This window comes from Streptomyces fildesensis, from assembly GCF_016107395.1.
Lineage (GTDB): Bacteria > Actinomycetota > Actinomycetes > Streptomycetales > Streptomycetaceae > Actinacidiphila > Actinacidiphila fildesensis.
Genome location: NZ_JAAIKO010000005.1, coordinates 178,692 through 197,682, shown reverse-complemented (window position 1 = coordinate 197,682; position 18,991 = coordinate 178,692). Strand labels below are relative to the sequence as shown.

At 72.5% G+C, this 18,991-nt stretch carries 21 protein-coding genes; 15 read left to right on the top strand and 6 right to left on the bottom strand.

Going from position 1 to position 18,991, the window contains the following annotated elements; translation table 11 throughout:
- The first annotated feature begins 59 nt into the window (after window positions 1-59).
- From C6N31_RS10835 to ybiA, 3 genes are all read left to right on the top strand, one after another.
- On the top strand, window positions 60-245 hold the full coding sequence (locus tag C6N31_RS10835) for a tail-anchor membrane protein (RefSeq protein ID WP_138353079.1): 186 nt from the start codon (window positions 60-62) through the stop codon (window positions 243-245).
- Window positions 246-308: 63 nt separating this feature from the next.
- Window positions 309-851: an MOSC domain-containing protein gene (locus C6N31_RS10830; protein WP_138353080.1), complete on the top strand. Its 543-nt coding sequence runs from the start codon at window positions 309-311 to the stop codon at window positions 849-851.
- A gap of 1 nt (window position 852) precedes the next feature.
- Complete coding sequence (ybiA, locus tag C6N31_RS10825; protein ID WP_138353081.1) at window positions 853-1,455, top strand: riboflavin biosynthesis intermediates N-glycosidase; 603 nt, start codon at window positions 853-855, stop codon at window positions 1,453-1,455.
- A gap of 3 nt (window positions 1,456-1,458) precedes the next feature.
- On the opposite strand, the gene C6N31_RS10820 is transcribed toward ybiA, so the two are convergent.
- Complete coding sequence (locus C6N31_RS10820; RefSeq protein ID WP_138353082.1) at window positions 1,459-2,751, bottom strand: DUF4032 domain-containing protein; 1,293 nt, start codon at window positions 2,749-2,751, stop codon at window positions 1,459-1,461.
- A gap of 137 nt (window positions 2,752-2,888) precedes the next feature.
- Between C6N31_RS10820 and C6N31_RS10815 the strand changes: the two genes are divergently transcribed.
- Window positions 2,889-4,271, top strand: a complete 1,383-nt coding sequence (locus C6N31_RS10815; RefSeq protein ID WP_164294292.1) for an FAD-dependent oxidoreductase — start codon at window positions 2,889-2,891, stop codon at window positions 4,269-4,271.
- 61 nt (window positions 4,272-4,332) lie between these two features.
- Here the strand turns inward: C6N31_RS10815 and C6N31_RS10810 are convergent, their stop codons facing one another.
- The gene (locus tag C6N31_RS10810; protein WP_232485068.1) at window positions 4,333-5,277 is read right to left on the bottom strand and encodes a hypothetical protein; all 945 of its coding nucleotides are present in this window, start codon (window positions 5,275-5,277) and stop codon (window positions 4,333-4,335) included.
- A gap of 187 nt (window positions 5,278-5,464) precedes the next feature.
- Here C6N31_RS10810 and C6N31_RS10805 point away from each other — a divergent pair, with 187 nt between their 5' ends.
- Both C6N31_RS10805 and C6N31_RS10800 read left to right on the top strand, forming a co-directional pair.
- Complete coding sequence (locus C6N31_RS10805; protein ID WP_138353085.1) at window positions 5,465-5,845, top strand: deoxyxylulose-5-phosphate synthase; 381 nt, start codon at window positions 5,465-5,467, stop codon at window positions 5,843-5,845.
- Between the two features lie 44 nt (window positions 5,846-5,889).
- Entirely contained in the window at window positions 5,890-6,195 is a 306-nt protein-coding gene (locus C6N31_RS10800) for a hypothetical protein (RefSeq protein WP_232485046.1), read from the top strand.
- Window positions 6,196-6,217: 22 nt separating this feature from the next.
- Here the strand turns inward: C6N31_RS10800 and C6N31_RS10795 are convergent, their stop codons facing one another.
- The gene (locus tag C6N31_RS10795) at window positions 6,218-6,757 is read right to left on the bottom strand and encodes a PadR family transcriptional regulator (RefSeq protein WP_138353129.1); all 540 of its coding nucleotides are present in this window, start codon (window positions 6,755-6,757) and stop codon (window positions 6,218-6,220) included.
- A gap of 124 nt (window positions 6,758-6,881) precedes the next feature.
- Here C6N31_RS10795 and C6N31_RS10790 point away from each other — a divergent pair, with 124 nt between their 5' ends.
- Window positions 6,882-7,697, top strand: coding sequence for an alpha/beta fold hydrolase (locus C6N31_RS10790; protein WP_138353086.1), 816 nt, complete (start codon window positions 6,882-6,884; stop codon window positions 7,695-7,697).
- On the opposite strand, the gene C6N31_RS10785 is transcribed toward C6N31_RS10790, so the two are convergent.
- Window positions 7,681-8,280: a class I SAM-dependent methyltransferase gene (locus C6N31_RS10785; RefSeq protein ID WP_138353087.1), complete on the bottom strand. Its 600-nt coding sequence runs from the start codon at window positions 8,278-8,280 to the stop codon at window positions 7,681-7,683. The genes C6N31_RS10790 and C6N31_RS10785 overlap by 17 nt on opposite strands.
- A gap of 13 nt (window positions 8,281-8,293) precedes the next feature.
- Between C6N31_RS10785 and C6N31_RS10780 the strand changes: the two genes are divergently transcribed.
- From C6N31_RS10780 to C6N31_RS10745, 8 genes are all read left to right on the top strand, one after another.
- Entirely contained in the window at window positions 8,294-8,629 is a 336-nt protein-coding gene (locus C6N31_RS10780; RefSeq protein ID WP_138353088.1) for a YnfA family protein, read from the top strand.
- 135 nt (window positions 8,630-8,764) lie between these two features.
- Window positions 8,765-9,535, top strand: a complete 771-nt coding sequence (locus C6N31_RS10775) for an MHYT domain-containing protein (protein ID WP_138353089.1) — start codon at window positions 8,765-8,767, stop codon at window positions 9,533-9,535.
- A 50-nt stretch (window positions 9,536-9,585) separates the two neighbouring features.
- The gene (locus C6N31_RS10770) at window positions 9,586-12,270 is read left to right on the top strand and encodes a sensor histidine kinase (protein ID WP_417791853.1); all 2,685 of its coding nucleotides are present in this window, start codon (window positions 9,586-9,588) and stop codon (window positions 12,268-12,270) included.
- Entirely contained in the window at window positions 12,267-12,686 is a 420-nt protein-coding gene (locus C6N31_RS10765) for a roadblock/LC7 domain-containing protein (RefSeq protein ID WP_138353090.1), read from the top strand. The genes C6N31_RS10770 and C6N31_RS10765 overlap by 4 nt, the downstream gene beginning before the upstream one ends.
- 6 nt (window positions 12,687-12,692) lie before the next feature.
- Entirely contained in the window at window positions 12,693-13,076 is a 384-nt protein-coding gene (locus tag C6N31_RS10760) for a DUF742 domain-containing protein (RefSeq protein ID WP_138353091.1), read from the top strand.
- Window positions 13,057-13,665, top strand: a complete 609-nt coding sequence (locus tag C6N31_RS10755) for a GTP-binding protein (RefSeq protein WP_138353092.1) — start codon at window positions 13,057-13,059, stop codon at window positions 13,663-13,665. Before C6N31_RS10760 ends, C6N31_RS10755 begins: the two co-directional genes overlap by 20 nt.
- A gap of 192 nt (window positions 13,666-13,857) precedes the next feature.
- The gene (locus C6N31_RS10750; RefSeq protein ID WP_138353093.1) at window positions 13,858-14,268 is read left to right on the top strand and encodes a roadblock/LC7 domain-containing protein; all 411 of its coding nucleotides are present in this window, start codon (window positions 13,858-13,860) and stop codon (window positions 14,266-14,268) included.
- 133 nt (window positions 14,269-14,401) lie between these two features.
- Entirely contained in the window at window positions 14,402-15,490 is a 1,089-nt protein-coding gene (locus C6N31_RS10745; protein WP_138353094.1) for a DUF6397 family protein, read from the top strand.
- Between the two features lie 45 nt (window positions 15,491-15,535).
- Here the strand turns inward: C6N31_RS10745 and C6N31_RS10740 are convergent, their stop codons facing one another.
- A complete protein-coding gene (locus C6N31_RS10740) occupies window positions 15,536-16,402 on the bottom strand; it encodes an acyl-CoA thioesterase (RefSeq protein ID WP_138353095.1) in 867 nt (288 codons plus the stop codon).
- A 25-nt stretch (window positions 16,403-16,427) separates the two neighbouring features.
- On the bottom strand, window positions 16,428-18,941 hold the full coding sequence (locus C6N31_RS10735; RefSeq protein WP_138353096.1) for a DEAD/DEAH box helicase: 2,514 nt from the start codon (window positions 18,939-18,941) through the stop codon (window positions 16,428-16,430).
- Window positions 18,942-18,991 lie beyond the last annotated feature (50 nt).

The following is an 18,991-nucleotide window of genomic DNA, read 5'->3' as shown; positions in this document are numbered from 1 at the left end:
GGACCACTGGGCGTTCTTCCTGACAAGCGCGGCATGTGCCGCGGACGGAGGCGGGGAAGATGTCCAATCGTGCGAAGCTCGCCATCGGCGGAGTGGGCATAGGGATCGTCCTGCTGATTCTGGGCGTCCCCTTCTGGCTCGCACTGCTGGTGGTCATCGGTGTTCCGGTGGCCGCGTATCTGACGCTCGATCCCTCGCAGCGGCGTCGGCTCAAGAGGATCTCCCGCCGGGAAATAGGCCGCTGACCTGCCCCTCGCCGAGAGTAGGGTGATCGTGGAATCATCCACCGGTCGAGGGGGCAACGGCTCATGGGCGGGACGGTCACGGCGGTCAGCCGCAGTGCGGAGCACCACTTCACCAAGCCGAACGAGGAGAGCATCCGGCTGCTCGCCGGTCTCGGTGTGGAGGGCGACGCCCACTTGGGCGTGACGGTCCAGCACCGGTCCCGCGTTGCCCAGGACCCGACACAGCCCAACCTGCGCCAGGTCCATCTGATCCACGCCGAGCTCTTCGACGAGCTGCGGACCGCCGGTTACGACGTCGCCCCCGGCGACCTGGGCGAGAACATCACCACCCGTCAGCTGGACCTGCTCGGCCTGCCGGTCGGCGCCCGGCTGCGGCTCGGTGCGGAGGCGGTCGTCGAGATCACCGGACTGCGCAACCCGTGCCTGCAGATCGAGCACTTCCGCACCGGCCTGCTCAAGGAAGTCGTCTTCCGCGACGAGGCGGGCGAGCTGATCCGCAGGGCAGGGATCATGGGCATCGTGCTCTCCGAGGGCGAGGTGCACCCCGGCGACCCGATCGAGGTCGAACTGCCCGAGGGCCCGCACCGGCCGCTGGAGCGTGTGTGACATGGCGGAAGCGGAAACGGCCGCCGGCGCCCGGTCCGTCGAGGACCTGATCGAGTACGCCCGGCTCGGCCGGCGCGTCAAGTACGTCCACTTCTGGGGCCATCAGCCGCAGCGCGACGGCAGCGTCGGCGCCGGTTGCTTCAGCCAGTGGTGGCCGTCGCCCTTCACCGTGAACGGCGTCGAGTACGCCACCGCCGAGCACTGGATGATGGCCGGCAAGGCCCGCCTCTTCGGCGACGCGGAGGCGGAGCGCGCCGCCGTGACGGCCGTTCACCCCAAGGCCGCCAAGGCCGCGGGGCGTTCGGTGCGCGGTTTCGACGACGCGACCTGGCAGCGGGAGCGCTTCGAGCTCGTCGTCGAGGGCAGCGTGGCCAAGTTCGGGCAACACCCCGAACTACGCGACTACTTGCTCGGCACGAACGAGCGGGTGCTCGTCGAGGCCAGTCCGCTCGACCGGATCTGGGGCATCGGACTGGCCGGCGACGACGAACGCGCCCAGGACCCGGCCCGCTGGCGCGGCCTCAACCTGCTCGGCTTCGCGCTCATGGAGGCCCGCACCCGGCTCGCGGCGGATCCGGCGCACCCGTCGGACGCTCGGACCTGACGGCTACGGGCCGGTGACGGGGGCGCTGCCGTCACCGTTCCCGTCGTCGGTCTCCGCCTCGGTGGCGGCGGGCCCGAGATGGCCGGCCGCCGACCGGCCGGCGGCCGCGACGCGTACGTAGTCCTCGATGGCGGCGTCGAGACCCACGTCGTGCTGGGCCTGCTCGGACAGGAACCAGCGGTGCTCCAGGAGCTCGTGGAACACCTGGGCGGTGTCCAGGGAGGCCCGCAGCTCCTGCGGGACCGCCCGGACCGTCGGCCGGAAGACCTCGCGGACCCAGCGGTGCGCGAGGACCTCAGGACGCGCGCCGAGCGGGTCGCCCGGCGTGTAGTCGTCCTGCGAGGCCATCCAGGTCTCCAGGTCGTTCAGGAGGCTGCGCGCCTGGTTCTCCTCGGCGTCCATGCCGGTCAGCCGCAGCAACTGCCGCTGGTGGTGGCCCGCGTCGACGACCTTGGGGAGGAACGTGACGGCGTCGCCGTCCGGCGACCGCTGGATCTGCATCTCGGCCACGTCGAAGCCGAGTTCGTTCAGGCGGCGGATGCGCCGGTCGATGTAGTGCCGCTTGCCGACCGGATAGACCGACTCCCGGGTCAGCTCGTGCCACAGTTCCTCGTACCGGTCGGCGATCGCCTGGCCGAACAGGACCGGGTCGACCGACGGGTGCAGCGAGCCGCCCGCCTCCAGGTCCATCAGCTCGCCCGAGATGTTCACCCGGGCGACCTCGATGTCGTACTCGCGCTGCCCGCGCGTCAGCTTCGGCTGGATCTGGCCGGTCTCGGCGTCCACCAGATAGGCGGCGTACGCTCCGGCGTCCCGCCGGAAGAGCGTGTTGGAGAGGCTGCAGTCGCCCCACGCGAAGCCGGTCAGATGCAGCCGGACCAGCAGCACGGCCAGGGCGTCGAGGAGCCTGCTGACGGTGCCGGGCCGCATCGTCGTCTCGAACATCGACCGGTAGGGCAGCGAACCGTTGAGGTGCCGGGTGATCAGTACCGGCTCCAGCGGCTCCCCGTCCGCGTTGGTGCGGCCGGTCACCACCGCGACCGGGTCGACCGCGGGTATCGCCATCCGGTCGAGATCGCGCAGCAGCCCGTACTCGCGCACGGCGGCCCACTCGCCGACCTCCTTCACCGCGACGACCTCGTCGCCGGCGCGGGCGAACCGCACCACGTGGCGCGAGATGCCGCGCGGCAGGGCGACCAGGTACTCGTCGGGCCACTCCTCCAGCGGGATGCCCCAGGGCAGGTCGAGGAGGGCCGCCGGGTGTTCGGGCGCGGTCGCGGTGATCTGCAGCTCCATGACGCACCAGTGTGCGGCAGCCTCGGCGCGCCCGGACAGGCGGGTCGGGGAAACTCTCGGGGGCCGGGTTCCGTTGAGTGATCATGCGGTGGCGCGGGTCGCGGTGGCCGCGGAGGCTGACAAGGAGCGTGGGAGACATGGCGGAACGACTGGTCGTCATCGGCGGGGACGCGACAGGGATGTCGGCCGCCTCGCAGGCACGCCGGCGCCGGGGCCCCGACGACCTGGAGATCATCGCCTTCGAGCGCGGTCATCACACGTCCTACTCGGCCTGCGGCATCCCGTACTGGATCGGTGGCGAGGTCGACGGGGCGGACGCGCTGGTCGCGCGGACCGCCGCCGAGCACCGCGAGCGCGGGATTGACCTGCGGCTCGGCACCGAGGCCGTCGGGATCGACCTCGACCGGCGGCGGGTGCGCACCCGGGAAGTGGCGGGCGGCGCCGAGTCCTGGACCGGGTTCGACCAGCTCGTCATCGCCACCGGCGCCGTCCCCACCCGGCCGCGGATTCCCGGCATCGACGCGGACGGGGTGCACGGCGTGCAGACCCTGGACGACGGTGAGGCCGTGCTGCGCACCCTGGAACGCGGCGGCGCACGGCGGGCCGTGGTCGTCGGAGGCGGCTACATCGGCGTCGAGATGGCCGAGGCCATGATCCGCCGCGGGCTGGAGGTCACCATGGTCGACCGGGGCGAGCAGCCGATGTCCACGCTCGACCCCGACATGGGCCGGCTCGTGCGCGCGGCGATGGAGGGCATGGGCATCGAGGTGGTGTCCGGCGCGGAGGTGCGCAAGGTGCTCACCGGGGACGACGGCCGGGTGCGGGCGGTCGCGACCGAGGACGCCGAGTACCCGGCCGACGTCGTGGTGCTCGGGCTCGGCGTCCGGCCCAACACCGCGCTCGCCCGGGACGCGGGCCTCGCCCTCGGCGAGCACGACGGGCTGCTCACCGACCTGGCGATGCGGGTGCACGGCGCGGAGGGCGTCTGGGCCGGCGGCGACTGCGTCGAGGTCCTCAACCTGGTCTCCGGCACCCACCAGCACATCGCGCTGGGCACGCACGCGAACAAGCACGGACGGGTCATCGGCATCAACATCGGCGGCGGGTACGCCACCTTCCCCGGCGTCGTCGGTACCGCGGTCAGCAAGGTCTGCGACGTCGAGATCGCCCGCACCGGTCTGAAGGAGTCGCAGGCGCGGGCCGCGGGGCTGCGCTTCGTCACCGCCGTCATCGAGTCCAGCAGCAGGGCCGGTTACTACCCGGGAGCCGCGACCATGACGGTCAAGATGCTCGCGGAACTCCGCACAGGGCGGCTGCTCGGTCTGCAGATCGTCGGACGCGAGGGCGCGGCCAAGCGCGTCGACATCGGCGCCGTCGCCCTCACCGCGGGCATGACCGTCGACGGGATGACAGCGCTCGACCTCGGATACGCGCCGCCGTTCTCTCCCGTCTGGGACCCGGTGCTGGTCGCGGCGCGCAAGGCCGCCGACAAGGTGGAGGCGGAACTGCGGGGGCACTGAGGTGCTGGTTGAGGGCGCTGGAGTATCGATATATCGATGCCGATGGGGCGGCTCGGTGCGCTCAGACGGGCCGGGCGGCCAGTCGGTCCAGCGCTTCCAGCAGGGCCGGCAGCGCCGGGCCGCGCCGGACCGGATGGACCTCGCCCGGTTCCTCGTCGAGGAGTACGAACGCCATGTCGTCGGTCCGCGCCACCAGGCTCCAACCGGGCCCGTCCGCGCGCACCGCTCCATGGGCGGCCCGGACGCGTCCGGGCGGCGGCGGTGAGCTGAGATACGCCTCCGCGCTCTCCAGCGCCCGGCGCACGCCAGCATGGTGCACGGCCAGGGCCACGGTCCCGGCGTCGTCGCTCCCGACCGCGTCGTCCGTGGCGTCCTCGTCGGCGGAGGCGTTGCCCGTGGCGTCCTCGTCCGTAGGGGCCTCGTCGGTAGCGGCTTCGGCATCGGGCGCCGCGTCCGGTGCGGTCGCCTCACCGGTCGCCGCGTCACCGGCCGTCGCGTCGCCGGGCGCTCCGTCCTCGGGCGCCGGAGCGTCCTCGGTCGTTGCTTCGTCCCCGGCCGCCACCTCGTCGACGGCGTCATCGGTGAGCTGTTCGCGCCAGGCCCACCACCGCAGTGCGATCTCGTCCGCGCCCAGCCGCCGTTGCGCCCCGCCCCAGGTCTCCAGGTCGGGCGGTGCCAGTGGCGGCCGGCCGCCCTCCTCCTCCGACGGATCGTGCGGATCGGGCACACCCGGCGCGGCGACCGCCACCGGCAGCGGCCAGCCCGGCAGGGCCGCGGCGACGTAGCGCTCGTCCGGTGAGAGGTCGTACTCCAGCCCGCAGTCCCAGGCCGCCAGCGCGCACGCGACCAGGGCCGTGTCGGTGATCGCGACGGTCCACCGGGCCCCGCCGCCGTCCTGTCCGAAGAGCAGACCGTAACCGTCCCGCGCCGGCTCCAGGCCGAGCACCTCGCAGGCCTGCGGGTAGTCGTCGGCGAGCACGCTCGGGAATTGCGCCGGCGTCAGCATCGCCGCCGTGAGCACGAACAACGCGTCGTCGTCCTGCTGCGTGTAGTCGTCCGTATCGGTCACGGGGCCCCTCCCTCTCTTCGGTCCGCGCACCTTAACCAGCGGGTAACGTCCGCGTCGATAGCGGGGCCCGCCCGGAGGAAAAACCGCTCGGAACGGAGGCGCGGCGCCCCTTACCCTGCGGGGTATGGGTGTCCACCGCACGCACTACGTCTGCCTCCCGTGCCGCGCCTCCTACAAGCAGGAGTACGGGCCGGAGCGGGCCCGGCGCTGCCCGCGCTGCGCGGCCGGGCTGATCCACGCCGGCTCCGCGTTCGCGGCGCCCCGCCGGAGCGACGCCCCGGCATGGCGGGCACTCACCGTGCTCCTCACCGCGGGGGTCGGATTCCACACGTCCTGCTGCGGCGGTCCCGGCTTCCGTCCGCGGACCCCGCGCGAGGTGCGCGAACGCCTGGCGCACGCGGCCGCCACCGGCGAACCCGTGGTGCGCGCCCTGACCCGCTACGACCTCTCCTTCACCGACCGCCGTCCCGGTAAGCCGGGTTCCCGCCCGCTGCAGCGGAGATAACCCAGGGGAGAGCGCGGACTCGGCGACGGGGAGAGGTGATTGACATGCCCGGCCTGCTGCACAGGATCGGCGACGTGTTCAGACTGCCGGTGCGAGCACCCGACCCGGCGGGTCCCGGCGACCGGGCCCCGCTGGAGCACAACCTGTTCGACGCGGCCGCGACCTATGTGGTGGCCTGCATCGCCGACGACCAGGACCGGATCGACGAGGCCGTGGGCCGAGTCGCCCCGGACGCCCTGATGTTCGGCGTCAACGAGCTCGCGCAGCGCGCGGTGCTGACGCTGGCCCGGGAACACGGAACCGAGCCGGAGATCATGGCCCGCACCTTGCTCGGCCTGCCCGCGGCGTAGGGCCGGTCCGGGGCCGTTCCCGCTACTTCGCGCCCGGATCGTCGCCCAGTTCCGTCAACGTGCCGCGCAGCCAGTCCAGTTCGGCGCGGCTGGTGGCGCGGGCGATGGTGAGGACGCCCCTGCGGTAGGGATCGTCGAGCTCCTCGGCCCGCACCGGCCGGTCGCCGTCGTAGAAGAAGCTGGCGGGCTGCTCCAGGAAGGCGAGCCGGCGGCGGAGCACCGCGGCTTCCTGGCGGGCGTCGTCGAGGTGGCGCAGGAACGCGAGGAGGGTGAACCAGCGGTTCTCGTCGCTCAGATCGAGCTCCGCGGGCTCGGCCAGCCGCCGCCGCAGTTCGGTGCGGCCCTCGGCGGTGAGGGTGAGGACATGGCGGGGAGCGGCGACCGCGCCGGGCTGTGTCTCCCGCCGGAGCCAGCCCGCCTTCTCCAGTCGTTTGATGGCCGGATACAGGGTGCTCTCGGCGACGGGCTTGACGTGCCCGGTGAGGGCGGCGATGCGTTTGCGCAGCTCATAGCCGTGCAGTGAGGCGTCGTACAGAAAACCGAGGATCGCGAGCTCCAGCATGAGGGCATTCTCCCGCATCGTCACGCGCAGCGGTGTACATCGATAGCGCTATACATCGGCACCGATGTATAGTCGCATCGTCCGGTGGACGCGTTGTCCGGCGCAGACGAAGGGGAGTCAGATCATGCGGCAGACGGAATTCGGGCCGGCGGCACAGGGAGCGGCCGGTACGGCGGAGGAGCGGCGGCCGTTCATCCGCTGGACGGAGGCGGCCGGCAACGGCCCCGCGCGGGTGTACCTGCATGGACTCGGCTCGGCCTCCGGGCCGTACTTCGCCCATGTCGCGGCGCATCCGGCGCTCGCCGGCCGGCACTCGCTCTTCGTCGATCTGCCCGGATTCGGGATCAGCGACCGGCCCGCGGACTTCGGCTACTCGCTGGAGGAGCATGCCGACGCGGTCGCCGCGGTCCTGGAAGCGGCCGGTGTGAGCGGCGCCGAGGTCGTCGGGCACAGCATGGGCGGCGCGGTCGCGATCGTCCTGGCGCACCGCCGCCCGGACCTGGTGGCCCGGCTGGTGCTCGCCGAGGCCAACCTCGACCCGAACCCGCCGGTCGGAGCCGGCAGCAGCGGTATCGCGCGGTACGAGGAGCGGGAGTTCGTGGACGGCGGTGGATTCGCCGCCGTGCTGGAGCGGGTGGGCCCGATCTGGGGAGCCACGATGCGGCTCGCCGACCCGGTGGCGCTGCACCGCACCGCCACCCGGCTGGCGCGGGGCAGCGAACCCACGATGCGGACGATGCTGCTGGCCATGGACATCCCCCGCACCTTCCTGGTGGGGGAGTTGAGCCCGGACGTCGACGGCCGGGCGGAACTGGTGGCTGCGGGTGTCGGGGTCGAGACGGTGGCGGCCGCCGGTCACAACATGATGTTCGACAACCCCGAGGCGTTCGCCGCGGTGATCGCCGGGGCCGGTTCGGCAGCGGTCAGTTCACCCGCGTAGCCACGGCCAGGTACCGGTCCTCGGAGTCGTCGTACACCGTCAGCTCCCAGCCCGCGTCGGTCAGCAGCGGGGGGAGGTTGGGCTTCGCGCGGACGTCGTCCTCGTGCAGCTCATGGCCGCGCCGGGCGGCGAGCGCGGCGCGGCCGATCGGGTGGAAGAGCGCGAGCCGGCCGCCGGGCCGGGTGACCCGGGCGAACTCGCGCAGCCCGGCCGCCGCGTCCGGCAGATGGTGCAGCAGCCCGGCGGCGAAGACGGCGTCCAGGCAGGCGTCGCGCAGCGGAAGACGGGCGCTGTCCGCCTCGATCAGCGCGCCGGAACGGTGGCGGCCGAGCGCGGTCGCCTCGTGCAGCATCTCCGGGGTCAGATCGGCGCCGATCACGGTGCCCGCCGGGCCGACGGCGGCTCGCAGCGGGGGCAGCGCGCGGCCGGTGCCGCAGCCCACGTCGAGGGCCGACCGGCCGGCTCGCAGGCCCAGTTCCGCGACGGCCGCCGCGTAGGCGGGACCGTCGTCGGGGAAGCGCTTCTCCCAGCCCACGGCCTTGGCGGCGAAGAATTCGCGGACTCGTTCACGTTCGGTCTCCATGCATCATGTTCGCATGATCACGCTGCGTTCCGCCGCTCTGTTCGTCCTTGCCGCACTGCTGGAGATCGGCGGTGCCTGGCTGATCTGGCAGGGCGTCCGCGAGCACCGCGGCTGGGCCTGGACGGTCGCGGGTGTGGTGGCCCTCGGGTGCTACGGGTTCGTCGCGACCCTGCAGCCGGACGCCGAGTTCGGACGGATCCTGGCCGCGTACGGCGGTGTGTTCGTCGCCGGTTCGCTCGTGTGGGGGATGGTGGCCGACGGCTACCGGCCCGACCGGTTCGACGTGGTGGGGGCGGTGGTCTGCCTGGTGGGAGTGGGCGTCATCATGTATGCGCCACGCAGTGGCTGAAACGTCCCGCCTGCGCGCACGTTCGAGCGTTGCGCGATCGTTCGGGGCCGGATCAGCGTACGAGACGGTCAATAACCGTCGGGTTCCGAACTGCCCGAAGGACTGCGAACATCACGGGGCTAGCGTCCCGGACCCATGGGACACATGGACCAAGCCGGCTTCGGCTGGCTGACCCCGACGCTGTCGTACGTGATGGCCTGCGTGGGCTCGACGCTCGGCCTGCGCTGCACCGTACGGGCGCTCGGCGCGACCGGCCGCTCCCGGCGCAACTGGCTGCTGACCGCGGCCAGCGCGCTCGGCACCGGCATCTGGACGATGCACTTCGTCGCGATGCTCGGCTTCCGGGTCTCCGGCACCGAGATCCGCTACAACGTGCCGCTGACCGTCCTGAGCCTGCTGATCGCCGTCGCCGTCGTGGGCGTCGGTGTGTTCATCGTCGGCTACGGGCGGGGCCGCATCCGTTCCCTGCTGGCGGGGGGCCTGGCCACCGGACTCGGCGTCGCCGCCATGCACTACGTCGGGATGGCGGCCCTGCGGCTGCACGGCACCATCGGCTACGACCCGGTGCGCGTCATGCTGTCCGTACTGATCGCGCTGGCCGCCGCCACCGCCGCGCTGTACGCGGCGCTGACGGTGCACCGGCCGGTCGTCGTGGCCGGGGCGTCGCTGGTGATGGGCGCGGCGGTGAGCAGCATGCACTACACGGGGATGTTCGCCGTGCGGGTGACGGTCCTTCCGTCGTCCGAGGTGCTGCCGGGCGCGAGTGCCACCGCGTTCCTCTTCCCCCTGGTGGTCGGCCTCGGCTCGTACCTCTTCCTGACGTCGGCGTTCGTCGCGCTCTCCCCGAGCGCCCGTGAAAGCGCCGCCTCCGCGTCGGCCCAGTCGCTGCAGGAGGGTGCGGCGTGAGCGCTCCGCGCGGCCGCCGCGCGCATGCCGGACCGCCCGCCGACGAGCGGATGTCACCGCTGGCCCTGGCCGCGGGCGCACCCCGGGCGGGGGGTTCCGGGGGTCCGGATGTCCCGTCGTGGACGGATGGGGATGCGGACGCGCCTGCCGGGGTGAACGTTTCCGCCGGAGCGAACGTTTCTGCCGGGACCGGTGGTCCGCGACGGCCCGGGGCAGGGCCGCCGGTTCGGTCGCGGTTCGTCCCGGGGCTGGTGCTGCGGCCGAGGACGGTGCGGGCGAAGATCGTCTCCATCCTCATGGTGCCCGTCGTGTCGCTGATGGCCCTGTGGGCCTTCGCCGCCGTCAACGCCGCCCAGGACGTCTCCGGCCGGCTGCGCACGCAGCAGGTCGAGAAGGAGGTCAGCGGCCCCGTCGCCGCCTCCGTCACCGCTCTGCAGGCCGAACGCCGCGCCGCCGCCCTGTACCTGGCCGCCCCGACCGCCGCCCGCGCGGCGCAGCTCGACAGCGCCGCCGCCACCACCGACCGGACGGCCGGCGCGCTGCGGCAGGGGAGCAGCCACACGATCGCCGACGGCATCGGGCTGCCCTCGGACGTCGCGCCCCGGCTGCGGACGTTCATCGACGGCGTGACCGGGCTGCGCGCGCTGCGGGCACGGGTCACGGCCCGCAGCGCCGGCTGGGACGAGACGTACCGCGGCTACTGCGACGCGATCGAGAACGCCTTCTCCGCCATCGGCGTACTGACCGCCGGCTCCGACCCGGTCCTGACCTCCGGCAGCCGTGTCGCCCTGGAGTTCGGGCGGGCGGGCGAGATGCTCGCCCGTGAGGACGCCCTGATCTCCGTCGCGGAACTCACCGGCACCCTGGACGGCCCGCGCTACCGCGACTTCACCGGTGCCGTACAGGCCCGGCGGCTGCTGCTCGACGCCTCGGCCGGTGACCTGGGGGGCGGCGGCCGCTCGTCCTGGGAGAGGCTGAGCGGCTCCGCACCGTACAGCGCACTGCTCGGCGTGGAGGACGGGGTGCTGCGCGCCGACCCAGGGCCGCGCGCCGCGGCCGCCGCGCCCGCGGGCACCTGGACGGCGGCCTCCGGACCGGTCATCGGCGGACTGCGCGCCATCGACAACCCGGCGGGCGGCGCGGCGGCCGCCTCGTCCGGCACCGACCCGATCATCCGGGGGCTGGCGAGCACCTCCGGTGCGGCGGTGCTGCTCGGCCTGCTCGCCGTCATCGTCTCGCTGATCGTCTCGGTGCGGATCGGGCGCGCCCTGGTCACCGAACTCGTCGAACTGCGCAACACCGCACTGGAACTCGCCCGCCGCAAGCTGCCGTCCGCCATGCGCCGGCTGCGCGCGGGCGAGGAGATCGACCTGGACGCCGAGGCGCCGCAGGGCACCCATGGCGCGGACGAGATCGGCCAGGTCGGCGAGGCGCTGCGGACCGTCCACCGTGCCGCGCTCACCGCCGCCGTCGAACGCGCCGAGCTGCTCAGCGGCGTCACGGGGGTCTTCGTCAACCTCGCGCGCCGCAGCCAGGTCCTCGTCCACCGCCAACTCGCGCTGCTGGACAGCATGGAGCGGCGTACGGAGGACCCCGGCGAGCTGGAGGACCTGTTCCGGCTCGACCACCTCACCACCCGCATGCGCCGGCACGCCGAAGGCCTGATCATCCTGTCCGGCGCGGCCCCTGGCCGGGCCTGGCGCCGGCCGGTGCCCCTGCAGAACGTGGTGCGGGCCGCGGTCGCCGAGGTGGAGGACTACGCGCGCGTCGAGGTGCGGCGGCTGCCGCAGGCCGCCGTCATCGGCGGCGCGGTCGCCGACCTCACCCACCTGATCGCCGAACTCGTCGAGAACGCCACCCAGTTCTCGCCGCCGCACACCAAGGTGCGGATCAGCGGTGAACAGGTCGGCAACGGATATGTGCTGGAGGTCGAGGACCGCGGGCTGGGCATGGGCGGCGGGGCGCTCGAAGAGGCCAACCGGCGGATCGCCCGCGCCCAGGCACTGGACCTGTTCGACAGCGACCGGCTCGGGCTGTTCGTGGTGAGCAGGCTCGCCGCCCGGCACGACGTCAAGGTCTCGCTGCGCCCGTCCCCGTACGGCGGGACGACGGCCGTCGTGCTGCTGCCCACCGCGCTCATCGAGCGCTACGTTCCCGACCCGGCCCCCGCCCGCCGCGCCGCCGAGCGCAACCGCGCCCAGCGCGCCCACCGCGAGGACCCGGTCGTCGTCCGGCCGCTTCCGTCGCGGAACGGTGCGGAGTCGCGGAACGGCAGGGCGTTGGAGAACGGGAAGGCGTCGGGAAACGGTAGAGCTTTCGGGAACGGCAAGGGGCTGGGGAACGGCGACGAGCGGGACGACGGGTCCGCGGAGCCGGTCGTGGTCCGCGGGTCCGCCGCCTCGTCCGCGCATCCGCCGCCGGGTCCGGACGGCCCTGCCGGTCCTGCCGCACCGGCCGCCCCCGTGGGTCCGGCGGCGAACGGCACCGCGCACGGCGACGACGATCTGCCGCGCCGGGTACGGAAGGCGAACCTCGCCCCGCAACTGCTGGAGCGACCCGCTCCGGAGCGGGACGGCCATGCGCCGGGCAACGGGTCGGACGGTGAGTCGGAGGACGCGGGCGGGCGTACTCCTGAGCAGATCCGCGCCATCATGACCGCGTACCGCAGCGGTTGGGCGCGCGGCGGTGGCCGTCCGGCCGGCCGCCCGGCGTCGAACGAGGGAGACCCGGCATGATCGAGGCGAACCGTTCCGGCCGGCTGGACTGGCTGCTGGACGAGCTGACGGACCGGGCGGCCGGGGTGCGGCACGCCGTGGTCCTGTCCAACGACGGTCTGGCGGTGGGCGCCTCACGGGCGCTGAGCCGCGAGGACGCCGAGCATCTGGCGGCGGTCGCGTCCGGATTCCACAGCCTAGCCAAGGGCGCCGGCCGGCATTTCGCCGCCGGTGACGTACGGCAGACCATGGTCGAACTGGACGGCGGCTTCCTCTTCGTGGCCGCCGCGGGCGAGGGGTCGTGCCTCGCGGTCTTCGCGACCGCCGGGGCCGACGTCGGGCTGGTCGCCTACGAGATGGCCCGGCTCGTCAAACAGGTCGGCGAGCATCTGCGGACGCCCGCCCGGCCGGACTCCGACACCACGGCAGGCGGCTGAGCACGGATGGACGGCCGCTGGTACGACGACGAGGCGGGCCCGATGGTCCGTCCCTACGCCCTGACCGGCGGCCGGACCCGGGGAGACGGCGGCAGCGCGCATCTCGACCTGATCGCGCAGGTCGTCGCCGAACCGGGCGCGGAGCCCGGCGCCGCAGGCGACCCGGCCCTGGCCCCGGAACACGGCACGATCCTCGCCCTGTGCCGGACCGATCCGCTGTCGGTCGCGGAGATCGCGGCCGACTCCGACCTGCCGGTGGGCGTCGTACGCGTCCTGCTGGGCGACCTGCTCACGCTGGGATGGGTCCGGGTGCGCCGGCCGGTGGCGCCCGCCGAACTTCCCGGCGAAGACATTCTGCGAGAGGTGATCGATGGACTTCGGGCGCTCTGAACAACCGGGCAGGCGTGATGAGCCCGCGCTGGCGTTGAAGATTCTGGTCGCGGGCGGCTTCGGGGTCGGCAAGACCACCCTGGTGGGAGCCGTCAGCGAGATCCGGCCGCTGCGCACCGAGGAATCGCTCAGCGAGGCGGGCCGGGGAGTGGACGACACCGGTGGGGTGGAACGCAAGACCACCACCACGGTCGCCATGGACTTCGGGCGGATCACGATCCGGGCGGGGCTGTCGCTCTATCTCTTCGGCACCCCTGGGCAGGATCGTTTCTGGTTTCTGTGGGACGAGCTGTCCCACGGCGCGCTGGGCGCCGTCGTGCTGGCCGACACCCGCCGGCTGGAGGACTGCTTCCCCGCAGTCGACTTCTTCGAGCACCGCGGCATCCCCTTCGCGGTCGGCGTCAACTGCTTCTCCGGCGCGCGCTCCTACCGGCCCGAGGACGTCTCACGGGCCCTGGACCTGACGGAGGGGACGCCGGTCGTGCTGTGCGACGCGCGGGACCGTGAATCCGGCAAGGACGTGCTCATCGCCCTGGTCGAGCACGCCGAACGGATGCACGCCGAGCGTCAGCTGCGACGGGTCGGCTGACGGGACCCACCGGTGGGGCCGCTGGTGGGGTTATTGGTGAGGTCTGTTGGTGGGGGCTGTTGGTGAGGGCGGGCAGGCCATCCCGGTGGGGCCCGCTGCCGGATACCGATGCCGGTCGTGACCCGATGGGGACTTGCCGTAGCGCGCTGTTCAGGACAGTCTCGTACCGCAGTCGATACGGGGAGGCCGGGAATGACGGTGGGCAATGGACTCGCATGGCTGTTGGACGACCTGACGGAGCGGGTGCCGCATGTGCAGCACGCGCTCGTACTGTCCAACGACGGCCTGGTGACCGGGGCCAGCGGCAGTCTGGACCGGCCGACGGCCGAGCATCTGGCGGCCGTTTCGTCCGGGTTCCACAGCCTTGCGAAGGGTGCCGGCCGGCAGTTCCGGGTCGGTGGAGTGCGCCAGACGATGGTGGAGTTCGACGAGGGCTACCTCTTCGTGACCGCGGCCGGCGACGGCAGTTGTCTGTCGGTGCTGAGCGGTATGGAGGCCGACGTCGGGCAGGTCGCCTATGAGATGACGCTGCTCGTGCACCGGGTGGGCGAGCACCTCGGGGTCGCGCCCCGGCAGCCAGGGATCACGCCTACCGGAGGGTGAGCCTGCGGGCCGTTGATGTTTGCTGCCGCAGGCGGTGTGCCGGTGGGGGCGGAGTTATCCACAGGCCACGTGGTTGGGTCATCGGGCTGCGCTACATTCGTCACTGTCAGTAGTCGAGGCGGTGGGGGAAGTCATGGTGGTACGGGAGTCACTCGCGGTCGGGGTCGCCGTCGCAGCGGCAGCGGCAGCGGCAGTCGGTAAGGAATCGCCTGCGGGCGGGGCGCCGGCGGGCGAAGCGCTCGGGATGAACCGGGCCAGGGAAGAACTGGAACTGGAAACGGGGGAGTTCGAGCTGGCCGTCCAGCTCGGCGAGGTCCGGGCCGTACCGGCCGGGCCGGGCCGCAGGCGCGTCATGCGCGAGGAGGTCGACCGGCTGCGAGCGGCCGAGGGCTTCCCGCAGGCGCTGCGCGACCGGCTGCGCGTGGTCGGCAGCGGCGATGGAGCGGAGCTCATCGGGGTCAGCCGCGACCGCTTCGTCAAGCTGGCGAAGGGCGGCTTCATCCGGCCGGTCCGCTGGTACGTCAACCGCTACCGGGCCGTCGTCTGGATGTATCTGGCCGACGAGATCGGGCAGTACGCCCGGGACCATCCTGAAGCGCTGCACGGCAGGCTGCCGGTAACGCTGCGTGGCGCTCTGGATGACGGCGCGGACCACCGGGCACGTGGCTGGCGGGCCCGCAGGGCCGGGCAGTTGGTGCGGGACGCGGCCGACGCCTGGGAGGAGGCGGCGGTCTGGGCGGCGCTGCTCGGCACCGACGGCGCGGCCGAGGTGGTGCCGGATCTGTACGAACGGGCCTATCTGCGCAGGTTGCGGTCCGGTCTGCCACCGGGCAGGCCCGGAGAGTTCGCCTCCCGTGAACTGATCGACGCGGCGGTCACCGCGGACCATCCGGACGAGATCGCCCTGGCCCGGCTCTCCCTGGCCGAGGCTCTCGACCGCGCCCGGCAGGCCCGTCCGGCCCCCCGCCCGGCACCGGCCGCGGAGCGGGAGCCACGCCCGGCCCCTGCAGTGGGACCGGAGCCGGAGCCGGGGCCGGGTCCCGAGCACGAACCCGACCACGAACCCGAGCGCGAACCGCAGTTGCGGCCGCGGCCGGAACCTGCGCCGGAGCCGTGTTCCGAGCGTGGGCCGGAGCCGCGCCCGCGCCGGGGCTGGCGGTTGCAGCGGCCCGGGGACAGCGCGGGGACCCGCCGCCGGAAGAAGCTGTTCCGGCGTCCCTGAACGGCGGCGCCTGCTGCCGCCTGCCGCCGCCGCGTGGGGTGCTGGTCAGCCGCCGATCTTGCGGAAGAGCCCTTCCTGCATCACGGAGACCAGCAGCCGGCCCGAGCGGTCGTAGATCTGGCCGCGGGCCAGGCCGCGGGCGCCGGTCGCGATCGGGGACTCCTGCTCGTAGAGGAACCACTCGTCGGTGCGGAAGGGGCGGTGGAACCACATCGCGTGGTCGAGGGAGGCCATGTCGAAGCCGCGGGGGCCCCACAGCGGTTCGACCGGTACCCGCACCGCGTCGAGCAGCATCATGTCGCTCGCGTACGTGAGCGCGCACGTGTGCACCAGCGGATCGTCGCCCAGCGGTCCCACCGCGCGCATCCACACCGCGCTGCGCGGTTCGGCGCCCTCGATCTCCTCGGGCGTCCAGCGCAACCGCTCGACGTAGCGGATGTCGAACGGCTGGCGGCGGGCCATCCGCTCCAGCGACTCGGGCAGTACCCCCAGATGCTCGCGCAGCTCGTCGCCCAGCTTCGGGAGACTCTCGGGCTCGGGTACATCGGGCATCGGGATCTGGTGCTCGAAGCCCGGTTCCGGCTGATGGAAGGAGGCGGTCAGATTGAAGATCGTGCGACCCTGCTGGATCGCCACCACCCGCCGGGTGGTGAACGACCGGCCGTCACGCACCCGTTCGACCTGGTACACGATCGGCACACCCGGCCGGCCGGGCCGCAGGAAGTACGCGTGCAGCGAGTGCACCGGCCGCTCGCCGTCCGTGGTGCGGCCGGCCGCGACCAGTGCCTGCCCCGCGACCTGCCCGCCGAACACCCGCTGCAGCCGCTCCTCGGGGCTGCGGCCGCGGAAGATGTTCTCCTCGATCCGCTCCAGGTCGAGCAGATCCACCAGCCGCTCGGCGGGGTTGGTCATCGGAACTCCCTCGTGTCGTGCCCGGTCACAGCTCGCCGACGGTCGTCACACGGATGATCGCCCGGCCCTCCTCGTCGGAAGCTGCCAGATCGACCTCGGCGGAGATACCCCAGCCATGGTCGCCGTTGGGGTCCGCGAACGTCTGGCGGACCCGCCAGAGCGCGTGCTCCGGCTGCTCCTCGATCTGCAGCAGCTTCGGGCCGCGGGCGTCGGGGCCGGTGCCCAGGTCGTCGTACTCGTCCCAGTACGCGTCCATCGCCTCCGCCCACGCGTCGGCGTCCCAGCCCGACTCGGCGTCCAGCTCGGCCAGCACGTTGTACTTCTCCAGCGCCGCCAGCTCGACCCGGCGGAACATGGCGTTGCGCACCAGCACCCGGAAGGCTCGGGCGTTGGCGGTGACCGGCTTGACCTGGTCGGCGCGTTCGGCGGCCTGCTCGGCCGTCTCGACCTCGGGGTTGGCGAGCTGCTCCCACTCGTCCAGCAGGCTGGAGTCGACCTGGCGCACCAGCTCGCCGAGCCACGCGGTCAGGTCCTGGAGGTCCTCGGACTTCAGATCGTCCGGGACGGTGTGTTCCAGGGCCTTGTACGCGCCCGCCAGGTAGCGCAGCACGATCCCCTCGGTGCGGGCCAGTTCGTAGTGCGAGGTGAACTCGGAGAACGTCATGGCGCGCTCGTACATGTCGCGCACGATCGACTTGGGGGACAGCGGGTGGTCGCCCACCCACGGGTGGCTCTGCCGGTAGATGCCGTAGGCGTGGGAGAGCAGTTCCTCCAGCGGCTTGGGGTACGTGACCTCCTGCAGCCGCTCCATCCGCTCCTCGTACTCGACCCCGTCGGCCTTCATCAGCCCGATCGCCTCACCGCGCGCCTTGTTCTGCTGCGCGGCCAGGATCTGGCGGGGGTCGTCGAGCGTGGACTCGACGACGGAGACCATGTCCAGGGCGTACGACGGCGACTCCTTGTCGAGCAGCTCGAAGGAGGCCAGCGCGAACGTCGACAGTGGCTGGTTCAGCGCGAAGTCCGACTGGAGGTCGACGGTGAGCCGGACGATGCGGCCCTCCGCGTCCGGTTCGGCCAGCCGCTCCACGACGCCGCCCGCCTCGAGGGAACGGTAGATGGCGATGGCCCGCCGGATGTGCCGCAGCTGGTTGCGCCGCGACTCGTGGTTGTCCTCCAGCAGGTGCCGCATCGCCTCGAAGGCGTTGCCCGGCCGGGCGATCACCGACAGCAGCATGGTGTGGGTGACCCGGAAGCGGGAGGTGAGCGGCTCGGGGTCGGAGGCGATCAGCTTCTCGAAGGTCGCGTCGGACCAGTTGACGAAGCCCTCGGGAGCCTTCTTGCGGACCACCTTGCGGAGCTTCTTCGGGTCGTCCCCGGCCTTGGCGACGGCCTTCTTGTTCTCGATGACGTGCTCGGGCGCCTGCGCGACGACGAAGCCCGCGGTGTCGAACCCGGCACGGCCGGCCCGCCCGGCGATCTGGTGGAACTCCCGGGCCCGCAGGGTGCGGACCCGTGTGCCGTCGTACTTCGTCAGGGCGGTGAAGAGCACGGTCCTGATCGGCACGTTGACGCCGACACCGAGGGTGTCAGTACCGCAGATGACCTTCAGCAGGCCCGCCTGCGCGAGCTTCTCCACCAGCCGCCGGTACTTCGGCAGCATGCCCGCGTGGTGCACGCCGATGCCGTGCCGGACGAACCGGGAGAGATTGCGGCCGAAGGTGGTGGTGAAGCGGAAATTGCCGATCAGGTCGGCGATGGCGTCCTTCTCGGCGCGTGTGCACATGTTGATGCTCATCAGTGCCTGCGCCCGCTCGACGGCCGCCGCCTGGGTGAAGTGCACGATGTAGACGGGCGACTGTCGGGTCTCCAGCAGCTCCGTCAGCGTCTCCGTCAGTGGTGTCGTCACGTACTCGTAGGAGAGCGGCACCGGCCGGGTCGCGGAACGCACGACGGTCGTCGGGCGTCCCGTGCGGCGGGTGAGGTCCTCCTCGAAGCGGGACATGTCGCCGAGGGTCGCGGACATCAGCACGAACTGGGCCTGCGGAAGCTCCAGCAGCGGGATCTGCCAGGCCCAGCCGCGGTCCGGTTCCGCGTAGAAGTGGAACTCGTCCATGACGACCTGGCCGACATCGGCGTTCCGGCCGTCGCGCAGCGCTATCGAGGCGAGCACCTCGGCCGTGCAGCAGATGACCGGTGCGTCCGCGTTCACCGAGGCGTCGCCGGTCAGCATGCCGACGTTCTCGGTGCCGAAGAGCTTGCAGAGGTCGAAGAACTTCTCCGACACCAGCGCCTTGATCGGAGCGGTGTAGAAGGTGACCTGGTCCTTCGCCAGCGCGGCGAAGTGCGCCCCCGCCGCGACCAGGCTCTTCCCGGAGCCGGTCGGGGTCGAAAGGATCACGTTCGCCCCGGAGACGACCTCGATCAGCGCCTCCTCCTGAGCGGGGTAGAGGGTGATGCCCTGGCTCTCCGCCCAGGTCGAGAAGGCTTCGTACAGGGCATCGGGGTCGGCCTCGGGAGGCAGCTGATCAATGAGGGTCACCCCACCATCTTGCCTGGCTTCGGGCCCCGCGGCGGAACCGGCGGTAATAC

Bases quoted from the DNA above. Each gene is read 5' to 3' on its own strand.
- C6N31_RS10790 (WP_138353086.1), top strand. From the start codon at position 6,882: ATGCGGCAGACGGAATTCGGGCCGGCGGCACAGGGAGCGGCCGGTACG.
- C6N31_RS10765 (WP_138353090.1), top strand. From the start codon at position 12,267: ATGATCGAGGCGAACCGTTCCGGCCGGCTGGACTGGCTGCTGGACGAG.
- C6N31_RS10745 (WP_138353094.1), top strand. From the start codon at position 14,402: ATGGTGGTACGGGAGTCACTCGCGGTCGGGGTCGCCGTCGCAGCGGCA.
- C6N31_RS10780 (WP_138353088.1), top strand. From the start codon at position 8,294: ATGATCACGCTGCGTTCCGCCGCTCTGTTCGTCCTTGCCGCACTGCTG.
- C6N31_RS10815 (WP_164294292.1), top strand. From the start codon at position 2,889: ATGGCGGAACGACTGGTCGTCATCGGCGGGGACGCGACAGGGATGTCG.
- C6N31_RS10830 (WP_138353080.1), top strand. From the start codon at position 309: ATGGGCGGGACGGTCACGGCGGTCAGCCGCAGTGCGGAGCACCACTTC.
- ybiA (WP_138353081.1), top strand. From the start codon at position 853: ATGGCGGAAGCGGAAACGGCCGCCGGCGCCCGGTCCGTCGAGGACCTG.
- C6N31_RS10805 (WP_138353085.1), top strand. From the start codon at position 5,465: ATGGGTGTCCACCGCACGCACTACGTCTGCCTCCCGTGCCGCGCCTCC.
- C6N31_RS10800 (WP_232485046.1), top strand. From the start codon at position 5,890: ATGCCCGGCCTGCTGCACAGGATCGGCGACGTGTTCAGACTGCCGGTG.
- C6N31_RS10760 (WP_138353091.1), top strand. From the start codon at position 12,693: ATGGACGGCCGCTGGTACGACGACGAGGCGGGCCCGATGGTCCGTCCC.
- C6N31_RS10740 (WP_138353095.1), bottom strand. From the start codon at position 16,402: ATGACCAACCCCGCCGAGCGGCTGGTGGATCTGCTCGACCTGGAGCGG.
- C6N31_RS10785 (WP_138353087.1), bottom strand. From the start codon at position 8,280: ATGGAGACCGAACGTGAACGAGTCCGCGAATTCTTCGCCGCCAAGGCC.
- C6N31_RS10770 (WP_417791853.1), top strand. From the start codon at position 9,586: ATGTCACCGCTGGCCCTGGCCGCGGGCGCACCCCGGGCGGGGGGTTCC.
- C6N31_RS10820 (WP_138353082.1), bottom strand. From the start codon at position 2,751: ATGGAGCTGCAGATCACCGCGACCGCGCCCGAACACCCGGCGGCCCTC.
- C6N31_RS10775 (WP_138353089.1), top strand. From the start codon at position 8,765: ATGGGACACATGGACCAAGCCGGCTTCGGCTGGCTGACCCCGACGCTG.
- C6N31_RS10750 (WP_138353093.1), top strand. From the start codon at position 13,858: ATGACGGTGGGCAATGGACTCGCATGGCTGTTGGACGACCTGACGGAG.
- C6N31_RS10795 (WP_138353129.1), bottom strand. From the start codon at position 6,757: ATGCTGGAGCTCGCGATCCTCGGTTTTCTGTACGACGCCTCACTGCAC.
- C6N31_RS10835 (WP_138353079.1), top strand. From the start codon at position 60: ATGTCCAATCGTGCGAAGCTCGCCATCGGCGGAGTGGGCATAGGGATC.
- C6N31_RS10755 (WP_138353092.1), top strand. From the start codon at position 13,057: ATGGACTTCGGGCGCTCTGAACAACCGGGCAGGCGTGATGAGCCCGCG.
- C6N31_RS10810 (WP_232485068.1), bottom strand. From the start codon at position 5,277: ATGCTGACGCCGGCGCAATTCCCGAGCGTGCTCGCCGACGACTACCCG.